Raw genomic sequence first — 19535 nt, forward strand, 5'->3', positions numbered from 1 at the left:
CTATCCTTTCTCTTCGCTGTGCTTATCTCAACGGTCAACTTTCAATTTGATGTATTTGCCAAAGTGAGATGCACCCCATCTTGACTGTGTTCTTCATCATAGATTGTTAATTGAGAACGATCGCGGAAAACAGTTGATGCCAAACGAAAATTTAATTGATGTTTGCGAATATTTTGCTTTTCTTTGGCTGGATTCCAATCAAAATTATAATCCAAAGCAATTTATCATGTTAAATCGAGGTACTATCAAATTATAACACAAGTTATAAGCTAGGGTTTTTCACCCCGCGTGCGTCCAGGAATAATTCTTCTATTTCAAATCTTCCAGCTTAATCCGAGGATCGATCGCCTTCAGCAACAAATCCGCCAACAAATTACCAACAATCAACATGGTAGCGCCCATCATCAAACTTGCCATGACTAAGTACAAATCTTGATTTGTCACGGCTTCCAAAGTCAGCTTTCCCAAACCAGGCCAATTAAAGAAAAATTCAGCAATAAACGCACCGCTCAACAAACTAGCAAACTCAAAACCCAATAGCGTAATCAACGGATTAATCGCATTCCGCAGAGCGTGAACGTAAATTACTCGATTGTCGGGTAAACCTTTTGCCTTGGCGGTGCGGATGTAATCTTGACGCAGCACGTCCAATAATTGTCCGCGCATCAATCTTTGCAAGCCTGCAAAACCAGTAACGCTGAGGGCGACTGTTGGCAAGATTAAGTGCCAGCAGTAATCGAGGATTTGACCCCACCAAGGTAAGTCTGCATGGTCGATGCTGGTCATTCCTCCGACGGGGAAAAGAGGGGAAGTATTTTGAGCAAAAAATAGCAGCAGCAAGGCTGTGATAAAGCTGGGAAATCCCTGTGCGGTGTAGCTGACTACTTGCAAAACTCGATCGACAGTTTTATTCTGATTAACGGCCGCGACAATTCCCAAAGGAAGCGCGATCGCCCAAGTTACAATCAAAGAGGCTCCTGCCATCAACAACGTCGCCGGCACCCGTTCCCACAGCAGCGACGCTACCGATCGCTGATACACAAAACTCGTGCCAAAATTTCCCCGCGTCACAATTTGTTGCAACCACAGCCCGTACTGCACAATCGCTGGTTTATCTAAGCCGAACTGCTGTTCGAGTTGCTTGAGTGTCTCAGGCGAAATCTTGGGATTTTGGCTCAAGGTATCTAAGTAATTTCCCGGTGCAAGCTCGATAATTGCAAAACAAAGAGCCGATGCTAAAAATAGGGTTAAAAGTGCTTGCAACAGTCGCTTGACAACATAGGTAAATGTCTCGCCACCAAACAGAGAATTTAACATTCGCCAATTTCGATTAGATTTAATAGAAGTCATACTCTTTTAGATTTTAGATTTTAGATTTGTGCATGATATTAATGCCGATTGCATCGGAATGATTTAACCACAGAGAACGCAGAGATCGCAGAGAAAGAGAAGAGATAGATGAATAATTCCGATGCAAAGGTCAAGGATATTATTTGTCAGTAGTTTTTATTCAGCAGTCAACAGTTAACAGTCAACAGTCAACAAATATCAAAACCGAGTATCATACCCCCTTTATTCTTTAAGTCGGCGTAGGCCGACTTTGTTTGTATAGACGCGGTTTCAACCGCCGAGTGATCAAGGGGATATTTAACCCGGATTTGGTATAACTAATACTCCACTAGCGTGACGATCGGCACATCCGGCAATTTCTGCCTGCCGCCCAAAGCCTGCAATTCGATCACAAAAGCAAAACCGACAAGCTCGCAGCCCGCTTGCTGCAACAACTGAGCCGTCGCCGCCGCTGTTCCGCCAGTGGCGATTAAATCGTCCACAATCAGCACCCGGCTGCCGGTTGTCATCGCATCTTTGTGCATCTCCAGTCGATCGACACCATACTCCAACTCGTACTCAGCAGAATAAACTTCTCCAGGCAGTTTCCCCGGCTTGCGGACAGGAATAAAGCCTGCTCCCATTTTATAAGCCAAAGGCGCGCCAAAGATGAAGCCGCGGGATTCCATGCCCACCACATAGTCAGCAGACATTGCAGAGCATTTTTCAGCTAAACTGTCAATGGTATACCTCAGCCCTTGGGGGTTGCGGAGCAAGGTTGTAATGTCTCGAAACATAATTCCCGGTTTGGGGAAATCAGGAATGTCGCGAATCAGAGATTTGAGATCCATAAAGCTTGCAGATCGGAGTTGAGGGTAATCAGGCATCAAAAATGGTACAATGATAACCTCAAATTTTTCAATTTAAAACTAAAATTCAAACTAAGAGCTTCTTAAATTTTTATTCTTTAATTGCTTAATGCTTTACGTACTATGTAAACAAATGTCATAATTCCTTAACAACAGGGTTGAATATCACCATTTGTCAACCTATGATCTAAAGTCAAAAATATAATATCTAAAATCCAATGATCAAGTTGGCAGCACGAGTGGGCGAGGTTCCTCCTTCCATAACCTTGGCGATCGCAGCTAAGGCTAAAGCCATGAGGGCAGAAGGGATTGATGTCTGTAGTTTGAGTACGGGAGAACCCGACTTTGATACCCCCGAACACATTAAAGCGGCGGCAAAGCAAGCTTTGGATGCGGGGAAGACTAAGTATGGCCCTGTGGCTGGGGAACCGCTGTTAAAGGCTGCGATCGCCCGCAAACTCCGCGACGACAACAATCTTAACTATCAACCGGAAAATATCATTGTCACCAACGGCGGCAAGCATTCGCTTTACAATCTGATGATGGCTCTGATCGAGCCTGGAGATGAAGTAATTATTCCGGCTCCCTACTGGGTGAGCTACCCAGAAATGGTCAAACTCGCCAGCGGTAAGCCCGTAATTGTACGGACAGATGCTTCTACAGGATATAAAATTACACCGGATCAACTGAATCGAGCGATTACTCCCAAAACCAAGTTATTTGTGCTGAATTCGCCTTCTAACCCGACGGGAATGGTTTACACTCCAGCGGAAATCAAAGCGCTGGCCGAGGTGATAGTCGATCGAGATATTTTAGTCGTTTCGGACGAGATTTACGAAAAAATCATATATGACGGCGCGCAACACGTCAGCATCGGTTCCCTGGGTAAGGAAATCTTTGATCGCACCCTGATCAGCAGCGGTTTTGCCAAAGGTTATTCCATGACAGGCTGGCGCATTGGCTATTTAGCCGGGCCGCTCGAAATAATTAAAGCCACCAGCACCATTCAAGGTCACAGTACCTCAAACGTGTGTACTTTTGCACAGTACGGCGCGATCGCAGCTTTGGAAAGCAGCCAAGAGTCTGTCGAAACCATGCGACTAGCTTTTGCCGATCGGCGTGAAGTAATATTTGAATTACTCGATGCTATCCCCGGCATTAGCTGCATCAAACCAGACGGCGCTTTCTATATGTTTGTCAACATCAGCAAAACAGGAATGAATTCTCTGGAATTTTCCGATGCTTTCTTAGAACAGCAGCAAGTAGCAGTCATTCCCGGCATTGCTTTTGGCGCAGACGACCACATTCGCTTGTCTTACGCCACCGATTTAGGCACAATTAAAAAAGCCGTAGAAAGGCTCGATAAATTTGTCCGCAGCATCTAAAAATTAGTCATTAGTCATTGGTCATTGGGCGAAGCGAAGCGGAGGGATTGGGCGAAGCGAAGCGGAGGGATTGGGCGAAGCGAAGCGGAGGGATTGGGCATTGATCATTGGTAGCAACTCGCTAATGACTAATGACTGCTGACTAATGACTAATGACTAATGACTGCTGACTAAAGCTGTTTCGTCATAATTTCCTTCAGCAAATCCAGCCCCTTCTTAACTCGCCGAGAAACAGTCACCGCGCTGATACCCAAGCGTTCGGCTGTTTCTTTCTGCGTCAAATCGTAGAGAAAAACAAACTCCAATATCTCGCGAGTCCGTTTTTCCAACATCGCCAAAGCTTGCTGTACCCGAATTTGATCCTCTTGCGCCAACTGAAAACTCCGATACTTGCTATCGGGCACCAATTCTCCCAGACAAGTCGCCCCCTCATCTTCATCTTGCACCGGCGCGTCCAAACTCAAAGGCGATCGGTTGAGGTGGGCCAACTTAATTTCTCGCCATTCTTCAACAGAAACCTCAAGCACTGCTGCTACTTCTGCATCCGTAGGTTTGCGGTTGAACTGCACCTGCAAATCCTTGATTGCTGCGACAGACTTACGTTCCAGGGCCAGCCAGTGGCGCGGAACTCGCACCGAAGGGCTTTTGTCTCGCAAGTAGTGTTGAATTTCGCCCCGAATGTAGGGAATTGCAAAGGAACTAAAAGCGTGTCCCCTCGACAGCTCGAATCGCTCGATCGCCCTAATCAACCCAATACACCCAACTTGCTGCAAATCGTCGTAGCTTTCACCGCACTGGTTCATCCAGTGGTAAACTTCTTTTCTCACCAGTCCAATATTCAGTTGAACTAACTGATTGCGGACTTCATTCGAGCCAGAATCTTGGTACTCGCGCAACAATTGCAAATTTTCGCTTTTTAGCTCGTTGGGGATTGTGGTAGACATGGTGGCATAAGGGTTGGTAGAGCAGAGGACTGATGTTGCTTTATATCTAGTTTCCAATCTAGTCTAAAAAAATATATCTTGATGTGGTGTAATCCTAGCATTGAATAGCCGTGATCGCGGACACAGCAGTTGAATCTTTTTACTGCTAAGCGATTTGGCGAATTCATCCAAAAATATTTAGCAAAATCATTAAATTTACGGACATTCTTTTTTGACACCACATTATAATCTAAAATCTGTTTAAACGCAATACTCTTATTAATTAAAAATCTTATAACTCATAACGCCTTAAATCATAAATTTAGTCATTAGTCAACAGTCTTAAGTTATCTTGCCAAAGACTGTTGGCTAATGAAGGGCGAGCAGTAGCTTTAGGGCAAAAAACTGCTCAAGTTCGTTGGCGAAGCCCTCGCAGAGGATCGATCCAGAAAGCCAATTTTACGACACAGAAGGCTCAATGCGAGCGTAAAACAAACCGCGAATTTTCACATCCAAAGCAGGTCTAGCTCCCAAATCAGTATCAGAAGTCTGTCTGCTTTCAAAAATCCCGCCTATTTCGCCAGTGGCGCTGTTGACTTTAGCAACTTGCAAAGAAATTTTGCCCGCCTTGGTGCTGGTGTCAGCCAGCTTCACATTAGAGCGTTTGAGTTTGGAATTGTCTGTAGCCGGAAGCGCTACAGCATGGTCGTAGCCCGTGGCTACCCCGCGAGCTTTAGGGTCTAAAAAGCTAGCGCTGCGGTAAGAAGGAACGTTAAATTCTCCTCGCAAATCGGTGGAAGTATTGATAGCAACCACTCCAGGCTCGGAACTGGCTACCAGCTCTTTAATAGTGAACAAGAAAGGTACTTGCTCTCCGCCCGGTAACAGAATCGTAATTGCTTGAAAGTCCAAGCCATCCTCTTCTGTAAAAGTCAGAGTCCCATCATTACCAACCTCAAGCTTACCTTGAACTTGGTCAATGCTCGACGTGAACCGAGTCAGCACTTTACCAGGCACAAATTCTGCCTCTTGGCGTTTGTTTGCTGGTTCTTCCTTCACAAAATAAGTTGTGGGCTGCAAACACATACCAGTCAGTTTATAGGTTGCGCCCGCTTCAATAGGGATCGAGCCACGAGAAGTTTCTGCCAAACTAGGGCAGTTATTTGCCAATCCAGTACCTCTGATCTGGTCGTAGGTGAGTAACTCGGTAGTCGCCACCGTTGTATCAGGAGCCGAAGAACAAGCAACCAGTGCACTCATGCAAAATGCTAAAAGTGCAACAATTAAAGCACGATATTTCATTGCCAACATCAATCTCCAACATCGGATTATATTAAGAAAAAGCCCTAATTCGAGCAAAATATAATTGCCCGCCGGCGGGCTAGGCCAGCGCCATAGCAGCATTTAGATCCAGATCGCTCGCTTCACCGACACCGGCTTTTACTCAAAAAATTGAGCTAGTGCAGTGAAAATAAGCAAGAACTGATGATTTCTCAAAATGTTCGGATCGCAGCCCAATACACATGGTACGACGGGTTGTGCTCTTTTCCTGACTTGGACTGCAAATTAATATTGCTTAAGTCAACCCACTTAAGTTACGTTGCTTATTGGCCCCGAATGCCGATCGCCACTAGCTCGATTAGCTGACACCAGCGGCCCGGCACAAAGGCCTTGTAGATTTCAAAGGAAGCAGCGGTATGGACAACGGCAAAAATTTAGAGTCAGAAAAGTTGCAGTCTCAACTGCAATCGCTGACTGAGGCGATTCGGACTTTAGCCGAAAGTTGTCAGGGAGACAGTGTGCTGCTTTTGACCCTGCTGCGGGCGCTGGAAGCTTCGCACCAGGAAATTCGGGACGGTTTGTTCCAAGCATCTTTTCCCGACAACCGCCAAGCAGTTTACAAACTGCTCAGGAATATTGAAGCCCATGGCGGCTGGCCTTACATCCAGCGTATGAAACTTCGATCGCTCTTGGGGTACGCCCAACAATTATCTCCCCTAGAAGATGATCCGGCCAAGTCTGAGCATGACTCGGCCGGGACTGAGCAAGACCTTAAATAGTTATGAGTTGTGAGTTGTGAGTGGCTGAGTGCGTGAGTTTTCAGTTGCGAGTTTAAATCACTCGCAACTGGCACCTGGTAACAAAAGCGAATCACACCTAGAACCCGAAAGGTGTAGGAGGTACAGGTATCGGACTCGGCAGCATCGCAGGAAATACCGGCATCTGGCCGGGCATCGGCAAGAGTCCGGGAGTAGGCGTCTGGGCGATCGAACTAATTGACACCATTGAATCAGGCGCGGTAACAGTCGGCGCAGTCGGAATCCTCGAAGCCGTCGGAGTTGGAGTCGTAGTCGTCGGAGTTGGAGTCGTCGGAGTCGGAGTTGGAGTCGTCGGAGTCGGAGTTGGAGTCGTCGGAGTCGGAGTCGTCGGAGTCGGAGTTGGAGTCGTCGGAGTCGGAGTTGGAGTCGTAGTCGTCGGAGTTGGAGTCGTAGTCGTCGGAGTCGGAGTCGTAGTCGTCGGAGTCGGAGTCGTAGTCGTCGGAGTTGGAGTCGTAGTCGTCGGAGTCGGAGTCGTTTCCGTTCCCGTAGTAGTCGTAATAGTTGTCGTAGTAGTTGTCGTTGTCGTCGGCCTGGGGGCAAACGTCCCACTCACACTGATAAAATCAGTAGCATCGATCAGCGCCGACGGAGTGTTGACCAAAATTGCTAACAGCTTGCCGTCGATCGTAATTACCGTATCTCTGAGATTAGCGCCGTTACCTTGGCTGACTTGCAGTTGACTGAAAGATAAAGTGCTCGGCAGTCCAAAGAAATCCTCAGCCTCATTGTAATCAGTAATTAAAACCAAACTTCCCGGGCCCGCTCCCAATCCAAAGACATCGCTGCCGCTACCGCCAGTCAGAGTATCCGAACCCTCACCTCCAACCAGAGAATCATTACCCTCAGCCCCAAATAAATTATCATTACCGAAACTGCCCAAAATTGTATCGTCGCCCAGACCTCCGACCAAGGAATCATCGGCAAAACCGCCGTCGAGAACATCATTACCTTTGCCCCCAAACAGGAAGTCATTACCTTCATCTCCCATCAGACAGTCGTCGCCTTGATCGCCACGAATGGTATCCAAACCGCTGCCACCAGAAAGTGTATCGTCAGCCTTGCCGCCGAATAGTTGATCGTTGCCGGATTCTCCCAACAGCGAATCGGCGTCAGCATTACCGTACAAAGTGTCGTCGCCGTCGCTGCCGGCCAAATAGTCGTTGCCGTCACCCCCAAACAGTTGATCTCCGCCGCTACCGCCGTTGAGAGAATCGTTCCCGATATCTCCGTAGAGATAGTCGTTATCACCATTCCCAAACACCGAATCGTCTCCGTCACCCCCCACCAGGCTGTCATTGCCAGTACCGCCGGCAATCACATCAAAGCCCGCGTTGCCGCGAATCACGTCGTCGCCGGCATCTCCGAATAAGGTGTCTAACCCATCGTTGCCTTCGATGATGTCGTTGCCTAAACCGCCGAAAATTGAGTCGTCGCCGTTTCCGCCTAAAGCAAAATCGCGGCCTTGGTTGCCAATGAGTTCGTCATTTCCTTCGCCCCCAAACAGCGAATCTGCTCCGTCGCCTCCGAGCAGTTGGTCGTTGCCCGCGTCCCCCTCTAGGGTGTCATCTCCACTGGCGCCCAGGAGCGTGTCATCGCCATCTAAAGCGCGAATTCGATCGCCCTGCGGAGTTCCTAAAATAAAGTCGTTGCTGTCTGTGCCAATCAGGTTTGCCATAGGGAATACACCGCTCCTCAATAAAAGAATTCTTTAAATTAGGTTAATAGCCTTGGTAGCAGGGCATTACTGCTTGCCTACGTTAGCATAGTTGAGATTTTGGCAATAGTCGCGAAGCAGCGGGGGAGATTGGTGCGAGTGTCTTGATGGGCGATCAATCAATAGGTTTGTAGTGCGGAATGCGAGTCCGCATCAATTTCAGCGGCCTAAAGTCCGCGCTACGAACCTATTTTATTAAATGACGAATGGCTTCTAATTTTGTTCGCTAACAGGTAAAAATATCGCAAATTCAGTGCCACTTCCCCGATCGGAATTCACCTCAATTGTGCCGCCGTGGGTTTCGACTACAATCTGGCGGGCGATCGCCAATCCCAACCCAGTGCCTTTACCCACAGCTTTTGTAGTAAATAAATGGTCAAATATCTTTTGTTTTAGCTCTTCACTCATTCCCTTACCATTATCGGAAATGGTAATTTTCACGAAATTATCAGCCGTTGAAGTGGTAACAGTAATTCGGTTGAGATTGGCTTTAATTGACTGAAAACTTCGTCCAACATTCGACTCATCCAATGCGTCAATGGCATTAGCCAAGATATTCATAAACACCTGATTTAGTTGTCCCGGAAAACACTCGACTTGAGGTAAATTGCCATAATTAGCAATCACTTCAATGGCGGGACGTTGATCATTGGCTTTCAGACGATGTTTGAGAATCAAAATCGTGCTATCAATGCCTTCATGAATGTTAAAAAGAACTTTATGATCGCGATCTGCACGAGAAAATGTTCGGAGTGAAGTGCTGATCTTACTTAACCTGTCGCACGCGATAGACATGGCATCAATGACTTTTGGGAAGTCTTCCAAGCTATAATCCAAGTCAATTTCTTCGGCATGAGCGATAATTTTCTCAGTTGGCTCTGTTAGCGTTTCTTGATATAGTTCTAAGTGTTCAAGAATGTCATTAAAGGTGGGTTTGGCTTGGTGGAGACTAGCAGAAATAAAACCCAAAGGATTATTCATTTCGTGAGCTACCCCAGCCACAAGATTACCCAGTGCGGACATTTTTTCACTTTGGACTATTTGTAATTGAGCGTTTTGTAACTCGGTTAATGCTTCTGCTAAATCTTGCGTCTTTTGCTGCACAGCAAGTTCTGCTCGCTTGCGATCGCTAATATCAATTACCACTCCATCCCATAATATTGCACCATCTGCTTGACCCGCTGGCCTAGCAACACAGCAAACCCATTTTACGATTCCTGAAGGTACAATAATACGCCATTCTTGCTCAAATGGTGTTAGATTTTGGCCAGAGGCGATCATTGCTTGTGTAATAGTTAGGTCATCATCAGGATGATGCATAGTGTTAAGGCTATGTACACCTGCCATCACTAACTCTGGTGCTAACTCATATAAGTCGAAACAGCCAGAGCTGACATAAGGTGTTGAAATTGAACCGTCAGCCCCCAGACGTAATTGGTACACCGTACCAGGAATATTATTTGCCAAATTTTGGAAACGGATTTCACTCGCCTGCAATTTTGCTAGAGATTGCTCTAGCTGTTGTGCATATTTTTGAGAATTTTCATAGAGTCGCGCATTTTCTAGAGAAATTGCAGCTTGAGTGCAAAGTAAATTCAGCAGTTCGACGCGATCGCTCGTAAACGCTCCCTTGGCTAAATTATTTTCTAGATATAAAATGCCCAATAATTTACCTTGATGCAAAATCGGGTTGCACAAGATGCTCTGAGGCTGTTGACGCACAATATACGGGTCATTCGCTAAAATCGGATCTGCTGTTGCATCAATCAACACAACAGCTTGATTACTGTGCTTGACTTTGTAAATCAGCTTGTGGGGGATGTCTTGACTTTCTTCAACCCGAAGGTTCTGCAACACAACTGGCTGTGTTGCCTGGGTAATTGAGCCTTTAATTAGCAAGTGACTGTCTCGCAACAGCATTAATACACATTTATCAGCCCCAGCATTTTCAATGACGATTCTCAGTAACGATGCAAGCAGTTTTTCGAGTTCGATTTCGCTTGAGAGAGTTTGAGAAGCTTTGAAAATCGCTTTTAAATCTAGAATATCTGAGACACTGCTGCTAGAAGTGGCAGAAGTGGTAGATGTCACAGTTCCCAAAGTGAAGATAGTTTCGTGAGTAGAAAGAAGCGAACGGCTTTGCTGTAATATTGGCGCAAGCAATTGGGGATAGCGGTATTCTAAGTCGGCGACTTTGGCTTTTGCTCCCCAACGGGCATAGCAGTAGTAAGCTTCTTGCATATAGCTGGCGGCGACTTTCTCTTTACCCCAATCGAGAAAGAATTTAGCTGCAAGTTCATTTGCTAAGGCTTCTTCTTGAATGAAACCGTTGGCTTTAGCGCCCGCAATGGCCCGCTCATAGCGATCAATTGCCTCCGAGATATTGCCCAAAACTCGACATCTTTCTGCTGCCAAGAGAGCCACCTTGTGCTGGTGATTCATAGGGGCATTCTCTGCCCAGGTTGATAAGTTAGCGTGATGCTGTTCCGCTAAAGCAAGTAGTTGTAACTGCTCATCCTCAGACTTACCTGCTACCAACGCTAAATAGGTTAGCCCCCCATAGAAATGCGCGGCGGGAATATGCAGCATTCCGACAATACTACCTAAATATCGGTTAACTTCATTGAGATATTCAAGGGCGCGGTTATAATCACCAAACAAATAAGCCAAGATCAGCTTGTAGGTGTAAGCAATGCCAAAGCCTGTTAGTTGCTGATTTTGAAGGTACTGGGGAAATATTTTCGTCTCGTCATAAGCATCTCCAATCAACAGAGTTGGTTGATGGTTTTTTTCAAGCAAGCGCCCAAATAACTCTTGGTTCATTTTTAAGTAGGTTAGGGCATTATCCTGCTTTAGTGAAGCAATGACCGAACAAAACTGAGCGATTTCTGATTGAAGGGTAGACAATTCTTTTCCAGCATAGAAACAAGCATAAAAATAGTGGGCCATACAATAGCCTAAATACAAAAAGTCACCGATTTCTATTCCTACTAAATATCCCTGCTTGAGCAAAGCAGCCATAGAAGTCATAGATTCTTTTTGATGCTGGACACAGGCAGAAAAATGAAGGATTGTCAGACACTTATACGCTTTTGTATTGAGCCGATCGATTAAAGTTAAAGCCATTTTCCCCAAGTGATAGCCCCGCTCGACTTGACCCAAGCCCGTCGCTAAGACCAAGCCATAGGTAGCATAGCCAACACTCGAAACAGGTGCATTGCCAGACTGGAGCGACAGGCTCACAATGTTCGCACAAACAAAGGGCAGAAATGCGGGTTTAGCTACAAATACCATTGGCATGATCGTTCCCAGCAGTTCCATAGCAGCAATTGTCGTCGGGTCAGTCATTACAGGCAAGTTGACCAAATCCTCAATGACTTTCCCCTCTAGCTCGACTTCCACATTTTGTATGGTTTGTTGGGTTAGGCTTGGTGTGATGTCTGAGGGAAATTCTATCCCCAATTGAGTGACGGCTTGAGCAGCAATGGCGATCGCATCCGCCAATTGATTCTGAGCTGTCAACACCCTGATTTGCACCATATAAACAGGCACTTTATCCAACACCGTCTGAGCCTTATCCAAAACCTGTTGAACTTGGGCGATCGCTTCCTCAAAATCAGCCTTTAAACAGGCCACATCTGCGGCGATCTCATGGAGTTTTAAGCTCAACTCATACTGAGTTTCCCAACTATTTTCCTCTAGTAATTCCAGTCCCACCGTCACCAAGTCTCTCGCCACGCCATAAGCGGTTGCCTTTTTCGCTTTTTCGATCGCAGCTAGATTTAGTCGAATCAAAGACTCACGTTCGGCTTGATGACTTAGCAACCCACGACTTAGATTTAGATGACTGACAATATCAAATAACTTCTCCTCTCGCTCTGCTTTTGACAAACGAGTTTGGAGTAACTGACCCATTTTGAGGTGAGTGGCCTGTTTTTGGTCTTCAGGAATTAGCGAGTAGGCGGCCTGTTGCACGCGGTCATGGAAAAAGCGATAGTGAATTTGCTCAGAAATCTCTTCACTCAGGGATCGATGCTCCTGGAGTTGGTTATCATCCACATAAAACTTATAGATTTTACCCTCCGGCACAATCAGCCCCTCTTTGAGCGCAGACCACAAAGTCAAGGCTACTTGAATTTCGTCTTGTTCTGAAACAATCGTCAAAGTCTTGAGGTCAAATTTTGCCCCAATACAAGCGGCAAATTTAAGCTGTTCTTGGGTGGCAACTGGCAGTTTTCGTAACTGCAAAGCCATGAATTCCACCACATCATCGGTTAAGGCTGCATCCTGTACCTGCACTAGGTCGCATTGCCAGTGACCAACCTCCCGGTCAAAAGTAATCAGACTATCTTGATGTAATGCCTTCAGAAATTGGGTCGCAAAGAACGGATTGCCCTGGGTCTTTTGCATGACCAGGTTGGTTAAGGGCTGCACAGCGCTTTGTGAGGCTTGAAAAGCATCAGCAATTAGGTGATTGAGGCTATCAGCACTCAAGGGACTGAGGGTGAGAGTTTCAATGGTAACATCGGCATTTTCTAGGGTCTTAACTGTCATCAAAAAGGGATGACCGGGAAATACTTCATTATCTCGATAGGCTCCTAAGACTAAGAGACATTGAGAGTGAGATTGGGCTTCCGACAACAAACTTTGCATGAGGTCTAAGGAGGCGGAGTCAGCCCATTGCAGGTCATCGATAAAGATGACTAGGGGATGTTCTACCTTCGCAAAAACCTGAATAAAGTTTTGGAACAGGAGGTTAAAGCGATTTTGGGCTGCCTCACCGGAAAGTTCTGGAGTGGGAGGTTGTGACCCAATAATCCGTTCGAGTTCAGGAATTAAATCGATGAGGACTTGACCGCTATCTCCTAGTGCTTTGAGCAGCTTTTCTTTCCAGGTTTGTAACTGCCGATCGGATTCTGAGAGTAGTTGATTCATCAAATCTCGCAGTGCTTGGACAAAGGCTGACAGGGGAATGTTGCGGTTGAATTGGTCGAATTTGCCTTTGATGAAGTAGCCTTTTTGCTGGGTAATGGGTTTGTGGACTTCATTGACTACGGCGGTTTTACCAATCCCAGAGAATCCCGCCACTAGCATGAGTTCTGAACTGCCTTGGGAAACGCGATCGAAGGCTTTAAGTAATGCTTGAACCTCAGTTTCTCGACCGTAGAGTTTCTCAGGAATGAGGAAGCGATCGCATACATCCCTCTGTGCAATCTTAAAACTCTGAATTTCACCAGAAACTTGTAGCTGAGTTAAACAATTTTCTAGATCGTATTTCAACCCTAATGCACTTTGATATCGCTCTTCGGCATTTTTTGCCATCAATTTACTGACAATTTCTGAGAGGACAGATGGAATTTTTGGGTTGATTTCATGGACTAATGGTGCTAGTCTTGCAATATGACAATGTACTAACTCCATCGGATCGTTTGACTGAAAGGGTAATTGACCCGTCAGTAATTCGTAGAAAGTTACACCCAAAGAATAAAAGTCAGTCCGATAATCAATCCCCCGATTCATTCTCCCGGTTTGTTCGGGAGAAATATAAGCAATTGTCCCTTCTAATATATTAGGATTTATCAAATTTTCTGTTTCTCGCGGTAACAAGGAGGCGATACTAAAGTCAATTAATTTGACTTGTTTGTTGTCAGAATTAATTAAGATATTACTGGGTTTAATATCTTTATGAATAATCCGCTCGCGATACAATATATCTAAAATATTGCACAGTGCGATCGCTATTTCTAAAAACTCTCTCAAAGAGAGTGCATTTTTCCTTTTTACTCCCCATTCGTGAAGAGAAATACCCCGAAAGTCTTCCATGACTAAGGCATAGCCATTTCGATAGGGTTCTAGGCTATAGGTTTGGATGATTCCGGGTTGACAAAGGTTTTTAGCAATGGTATACTGGCTGCGAAACTGCACGAGTTCGCTGAATATGGGGTATTCATTTTTCAACAGTTTAATCACGACAGGTAATCGATCGCTGGTACGGATAGCTCGATATACTAAGGTGCGACTTCCTGAATAAACTGTTTCGAGAATTTGATAGTTGAGAATTTGATAGTTGAGATGGCGTTGGCTATTTTGGGGGAAGTAATTCATAGCAGTTTTCCTTGGATGATAAATGGGTGAGTGGTTGTTACATGAGTCGGAATGCTGTCTGTCAATTAACTGTTTTGTTCAGATTTAGTTGGCAAGGTGATGATAAATTCAGTTCCTTCTCCTAGTATAGAGCTGAGCTGAAGGGAACCGCCATGTTTTTCGACGACAATTTGCCGTGCGATCGCTAATCCCAATCCCGTCCCTTTGCCCACAGCTTTTGTGGTGAATAAATGGTCAAATATTTTGCCTTTAACTTCCTCCGTCATGCCCTTTCCATTATCAACAATGGCAATTTTTACTAAATTATTTTCCCTGGAAGTTGTAATAGTAATGCAGTTAGGATTGGCTTTAATTTGAGCAAAAACCCGACCGATATTTGCTTCTTCCAGTGCATCGATCGCATTAGCCAGAATATTCATAAACACCTGATTTAATTGTCCGGGGAAGCATTCGATCGCCGGAATATTCCCGTAGTTGGTGACAACTTCAATCGCGGGACGAGTATCATTAGCCTTGAGGCGATGGCGTAAAATCAAGATGGTGCTATCAATCCCTTCATGCAGGTTGAATAACTGCTTTTGGTCGTTATCGGCACGGGAGAAAGTGCGGAGACTCTTGCTGATGCTGGTGATGCGATCGCCCCCATCTTTCATCGCTCTGATTAACTTGGGTAAATCAGAGCGTAAATATTCTAGGTCAATTGTCTCTAATTCTTCTTCAATGGTGGGGCTAGGTTGCGGGAGTTCCTCTTGATAGAGGTCAATCAGCCCAAATAGATCATTGATGGAATCTTGGACAGCACCAACGTTGCCAATAATACAGCCGACGGGATTGTTGATTTCGTGAGCGACACCGGCAACTAAGTTCCCCAAGGCTGACATTTTTTCACTTTGGACTATTTGTAATTGAGCATTTTGCAGGTCGGTGAGGGTCTGCTTGACTTGATTGTAAAGCCGGGCATTTTCTAGAGAAATAGCCACTTGGGAGCAGAGAAAGTCGAGAATAATGATGCGATCGCTGGTAAACACACCACTGGTTAAGCGATTGTTGAGATACAAAATACCGACCAAATTTCCTTGATTGAGAACGGGTAAACACAGCACACTTTTAGGCTGCTGTAGTGTCAAATAATTATCAATTACGGGTAAATCGGTTTCTAGATCGTCAATCACCACGACTTTGTGAGTGTTTTTGACATATTGAATCAGTTTGACGGGGAGATTGGGGTTGTTTTCCAGGGGTTCGGAGTAGAGTAGAGTTTCGGTGGGTGTGGCGATCGCCCGTACTTCCCAAACTTGATTCTCCGAAGGTAAGATTAAGGCACAGCGATCGCCCCCCGAATTTTGCAGAATAATCTGAGTCAATTGGTGGATCAGATCCTCTAACTGAATTGTTCTCGAAAGTGCTTGGGAAGCTTTGAGAATGGCGGCAAAATCGAGGGTTGTATTGATGCTGGAACTGCTAGAACTCTTGCGGGTGTTGGAGTGAAGGGAATAGGCTGGTGTGGCGATCGTTGCTAGTGTGCCGAACATTGTCATCGAGGGATCGGACTGCTGCAAAATCGGGCGGAGCAATTCGGGATAGCGGTTTTCCAAATCATCAGTTTTGGCTTTTGCTCCCCAACGGGCATAGCAGTAATAGGCTTCTTGCATATAACCTGCGGCAACTTTCTCTTTACCCCAATTGAGATAGAATTTGGCTGCTAGTTCGTTTGCTAAAGCTTCTTCGTTAATATATTCGTTGGCTTTTGCTCCAAAAATGGCGCGATCGTAGCAATCCCCTGCTTCATAATTTTTGCCTAACACCCGACATTTTTCGGCTGCTACCAAATCAACCTTATGTTGGTAATTCATCGGGGCATTCTGCGCCCAGCGATGTAGGATTGTTTCATGGCTTGCTGCTCGCTCAAGTATTTCGGCTTGCTGGGGTTCTGGCTGGGTGGGGCAGAGTGCTACGTACGTTAGGGCGGCATAAAAATGGAAAATAGGAACGTGAGCCAATCCCGATATTGCTATCAAACAGGGCTTGATTGCGGCGATGTACTCCAGGGCAGCCTGATAATTGCCAAAGTAGTAGGCAAGCAGCAGTTTGTAGCTGTAGGCAAGGGCGATGCCCATAAAATCATTATTCTGGTGGTGCTTCGGCAGCATCACCGCTTCATCGTAGCTAGTCCCAATTAAGCGATCGGGTTGGTTCACCGTTTCCCTCAAATGCTCCACCGTTTGCCGCACCAAGTCTACAAAAATCTGCGATGAATTCTGTTTCACTTGGGCGAGGTTAGCACTGTAAGCAATTAATTCATAGCCCAACGTCTCTAGGTCTACACCTGAGTAAAATGCAGTAAAGGCATAGCAGGAGATCCCATAACCAGCATAGAGAAAACTACCTGTCTCCATACCTGTGCTGTAGCTTTCTTTTAGCATCGGTATCGTTGCCCTGAGCGCTTGCTGGTGATGTTGGATGAAAGACGCAAACAGATTGAGGGTGATGGACTTTGTTGCCTGAACATTAAATTGCTCTACCAATGAGAGCGCTAAGGAGCCAAACTCATAGCCTGTTTCAATTTCGCCCAAAAAAGCGCACAGTACCAGTCCATGAAGCACATAACCAACTGTCGAAGTGGGTGCATTACCAAACTGGATAGACAACCTCACCATCGCCGCACTCAACAGAGGCAATAATCCGGGCATTCCTTGGATTATAGGGGGAAATAAGGTACCTAACAGTTGCATCGCAGCAAGAGCAACGGGATCGCTCATCACAGGTAAATCAATCAACTCGCCAATTTCTCTACCCTGGAGTTGGTTGCTAAGATATTGTAAGGCTTTACCAATCTTGGCTTCGTCTACTTCCGTGGCGAGTTCTACTCCTAATTGGGCTAGGGCGTTTCTTCCGACTGCGATCGCTTCTAATATTTGGTTTTGGGATGTTTGTGCAGCGATTTGAATTTCGTAAATTTTCACTTTGTCAAAAATTGTCTGCGCCTGCTGCAATACTAATGCAGCAAGATGTTCCATGCCGTCAAAATCACCATTCAAATAGCTGGCTTCCGTTGCTGCCACATGGAGGTTGAAGGCTAATTCGTACTCTGTTTTCCAGCAGTCTGGTTGTAATAGCTCAATCCCTGTTTTGAAATAACCCCTTGCGGCGGCATAGGCTGTGGAATTTTTCGCCTTACCTCCAGCGTTCAAATTCATCTGTGCTAATTCTGTCCGTTCCGACGGTTGAATCATCAGATATTTGCCAACATTCAGATGATTGACAATATCAAACAGTCTCTCTTCCTTTGTACTCGGTGACGCATCTTGTAGCAAAAGTTGCCCGATTTGCAGATGAGTAATTTGTTTTTGGTCATCGGGAATCAGGGAATAAGCAGCTTGTTGAACGCGATCGTGGAGGAACTTATAATTGAGCGTTTCAGTTTGTGTGTTTTGGGTTGTATCCAATTCGCCCATATAGAACTTATAAATTTCACTTTGGGGAATAATCAGCCCTTCCTGTAAGGCTTTCCAAAGGGCGACGGCGGCATCAGATTCCGATTGTTGGGAGACGATCGCCAGAGTATTCAAATCGAACTGTGCGCCAATACAAGCGGCTAATTTGAGAATATCTTGGGTGTCAGAGGGCAGTTTTTGTAACTGTGATGCCATAAATTCCACGACATCATCGGATATGGCAACAGTGCGAATCTCTGCCAGATCGCACTGCCACCCCCCCGTAGCCCCCCCTTGGTAAGGGGGGGTTGGGGGGGTGAACTGAATCAATCCATCTTGATACAATGCTTTGAGAAACTGGGTGGCAAAAAAGGGATTGCCTTTTGTTTTGAGGGCAATCAGTTCTGTCAAGGCTTGCGCGCTCAAAATATGGCAGTTGAGGGTGTCAGCGACTAGCTGGTTTAAGCTACCCTGGCTGAGAGAACCCAAAGTAATAGTATTGATGGTGGCGTTGGCTTTAGCGATCGCATCTAAGGTCAACATTAAGGGATGCGCTGGTGAAACTTCATTATCTCGGTAAGCCCCGATCGTTAATAAATAGCGACTTTCCGACTCATTCATCAAAAGTTGTATCAAATTGAGTGAGGCAGAATCAGCCCACTGTAAATCATCCAAAAACATCACCAATGGATGTTCTTTAGTTGTGAAGACTTGAATGAACTTTTGGAACAGTAAATTAAATCTATTTTGTGCCGCAGTTCCTGATAGTTCTGTAGCGGGTGCTTGCTTACCGATGATGCGTTCTAATTCGGGAATCACCTCAATCATTACCTGCCCATTGTCCCCTAGCGCCTGAAGAATCTGAGTTTTCCAGATGTGTAATTCGCGATCGCTTTCACTAAGCAACTGCCACATTAAATCGCGGAATACTTGCACAAAGGCAGAGAAGGGAATATTGCGGTTGAATTGGTCAAATTTGCCTTTGATAAAATAACCGCGTTGCCGGACAATGGGTTTATGAACTTCGTTGATAACTGCGGTTTTTCCAATACCGGAAAACCCAGCTACCAGCATCATTTCTGTTGCACCTTCGCTAACACGCTCAAATGCTTGCAGTATGGTTGATACTTCGGCTTCTCTTCCATAGAGTTTGTCGGGGATGAGGAAGCGATCGCACAGATCCCTCGTCCCAACATCAAAGCTATCAATCGAACCAGTTTCTTGAATTTGAGTTAAACAATTTTCTAAATCAAACTTTAGTCCCAATGCACTCTGATATCTATCTTCGGCATTTTTTGCCATCAATTTGCTGACTATTTCTGAGAATACAGGCGGGATTTCTGGGTTAATTTCATGTACTAAAGGCGCTGCTTTGGCAAGATGACAATGCACCAATTCCATCGGTTCATTTGATGGAAATGGTAAAACTCCAGTGAGTAACTCGTAGAAAGTTACACCCAAAGAATAGAAATCTGTGCGGTAGTCGATTCCCCGGTTCATTCTCCCTGTTTGTTCTGGAGAAATATAAGCTAGTGTCCCTTCTAAAACATTAGGATTGACAAGTGTCTGTGTTTCTCGTGGGAGTAAAGATGCTATACTAAAGTCAATTAATTTGACTTGTTTGGTTTCTGGATTAATAAGAATATTGGCGGGTTTGATGTCTTTATGTATAATCCG

At 45.5% G+C, this 19535-nt stretch carries 10 protein-coding genes; 2 read left to right on the plus strand and 8 right to left on the minus strand.

Features of this window, described 5'->3' with window-relative positions; all coding sequences use genetic code 11:
• Nucleotides 1-41: 41 nt before the first annotated feature.
• The 3 genes from QUB52_RS25350 to QUB52_RS25360 form a co-directional block, all read right to left on the minus strand.
• Nucleotides 42-215, minus strand: coding sequence for a BrnT family toxin (locus QUB52_RS25350; protein ID WP_332972976.1), 174 nt, complete (start codon nt 213-215; stop codon nt 42-44).
• 94 nt (nt 216-309) lie between these two features.
• Nucleotides 310-1350: an ABC transporter permease gene (locus QUB52_RS25355; protein ID WP_333002858.1), complete on the minus strand. Its 1041-nt coding sequence runs from the start codon at nt 1348-1350 to the stop codon at nt 310-312.
• 317 nt (nt 1351-1667) lie between these two features.
• Nucleotides 1668-2180 (minus strand): adenine phosphoribosyltransferase, encoded by a 513-nt coding sequence (locus QUB52_RS25360; RefSeq protein ID WP_332972975.1) that lies wholly within the window; start codon nt 2178-2180, stop codon nt 1668-1670.
• 236 nt (nt 2181-2416) lie between these two features.
• Here QUB52_RS25360 and QUB52_RS25365 point away from each other — a divergent pair, with 236 nt between their 5' ends.
• Nucleotides 2417-3583 (plus strand): pyridoxal phosphate-dependent aminotransferase, encoded by a 1167-nt coding sequence (locus QUB52_RS25365; protein ID WP_321161625.1) that lies wholly within the window; start codon nt 2417-2419, stop codon nt 3581-3583.
• A 170-nt stretch (nt 3584-3753) separates the two neighbouring features.
• On the opposite strand, the gene QUB52_RS25370 is transcribed toward QUB52_RS25365, so the two are convergent.
• Both QUB52_RS25370 and QUB52_RS25375 read right to left on the minus strand, forming a co-directional pair.
• On the minus strand, nt 3754-4527 hold the full coding sequence (locus tag QUB52_RS25370) for an RNA polymerase sigma factor SigF (RefSeq protein ID WP_265237065.1): 774 nt from the start codon (nt 4525-4527) through the stop codon (nt 3754-3756).
• 438 nt (nt 4528-4965) lie between these two features.
• Nucleotides 4966-5808, minus strand: coding sequence for a photosystem II manganese-stabilizing polypeptide (locus QUB52_RS25375; RefSeq protein ID WP_265236980.1), 843 nt, complete (start codon nt 5806-5808; stop codon nt 4966-4968).
• Between the two features lie 395 nt (nt 5809-6203).
• Between QUB52_RS25375 and QUB52_RS25380 the strand changes: the two genes are divergently transcribed.
• Nucleotides 6204-6566, plus strand: a complete 363-nt coding sequence (locus QUB52_RS25380; RefSeq protein ID WP_332972974.1) for a hypothetical protein — start codon at nt 6204-6206, stop codon at nt 6564-6566.
• Between the two features lie 97 nt (nt 6567-6663).
• Here QUB52_RS25380 and QUB52_RS25385 read toward each other — a convergent pair whose 3' ends face one another.
• From QUB52_RS25385 to QUB52_RS25395, 3 genes are all read right to left on the minus strand, one after another.
• Nucleotides 6664-8280 (minus strand): calcium-binding protein, encoded by a 1617-nt coding sequence (locus QUB52_RS25385; protein WP_332972973.1) that lies wholly within the window; start codon nt 8278-8280, stop codon nt 6664-6666.
• 252 nt (nt 8281-8532) lie between these two features.
• Nucleotides 8533-14424, minus strand: a complete 5892-nt coding sequence (locus QUB52_RS25390; protein WP_332972972.1) for a trifunctional serine/threonine-protein kinase/ATP-binding protein/sensor histidine kinase — start codon at nt 14422-14424, stop codon at nt 8533-8535.
• 65 nt (nt 14425-14489) lie between these two features.
• Nucleotides 14490-19535: trifunctional serine/threonine-protein kinase/ATP-binding protein/sensor histidine kinase (locus QUB52_RS25395; protein ID WP_332976301.1), on the minus strand; the 5046-nt coding region annotated here is incomplete at its 5' end.

Origin of the sequence: Microcoleus sp. A6-C6, from assembly GCF_036705955.1 — a bacterium.
Classification (GTDB): Bacteria; Cyanobacteriota; Cyanobacteriia; order Cyanobacteriales; family Microcoleaceae; genus Microcoleus.

Bases quoted from the DNA above. Each gene is read 5' to 3' on its own strand.
- QUB52_RS25355 (WP_333002858.1), bottom strand. From the start codon at position 1,350: ATGACTTCTATTAAATCTAATCGAAATTGGCGAATGTTAAATTCTCTG.
- QUB52_RS25385 (WP_332972973.1), bottom strand. From the start codon at position 8,280: ATGGCAAACCTGATTGGCACAGACAGCAACGACTTTATTTTAGGAACT.
- QUB52_RS25380 (WP_332972974.1), top strand. From the start codon at position 6,204: ATGGACAACGGCAAAAATTTAGAGTCAGAAAAGTTGCAGTCTCAACTG.
- QUB52_RS25360 (WP_332972975.1), bottom strand. From the start codon at position 2,180: ATGGATCTCAAATCTCTGATTCGCGACATTCCTGATTTCCCCAAACCG.
- QUB52_RS25365 (WP_321161625.1), top strand. From the start codon at position 2,417: ATGATCAAGTTGGCAGCACGAGTGGGCGAGGTTCCTCCTTCCATAACC.
- QUB52_RS25375 (WP_265236980.1), bottom strand. From the start codon at position 5,808: ATGAAATATCGTGCTTTAATTGTTGCACTTTTAGCATTTTGCATGAGT.
- QUB52_RS25390 (WP_332972972.1), bottom strand. From the start codon at position 14,424: ATGAATTACTTCCCCCAAAATAGCCAACGCCATCTCAACTATCAAATT.
- QUB52_RS25370 (WP_265237065.1), bottom strand. From the start codon at position 4,527: ATGTCTACCACAATCCCCAACGAGCTAAAAAGCGAAAATTTGCAATTG.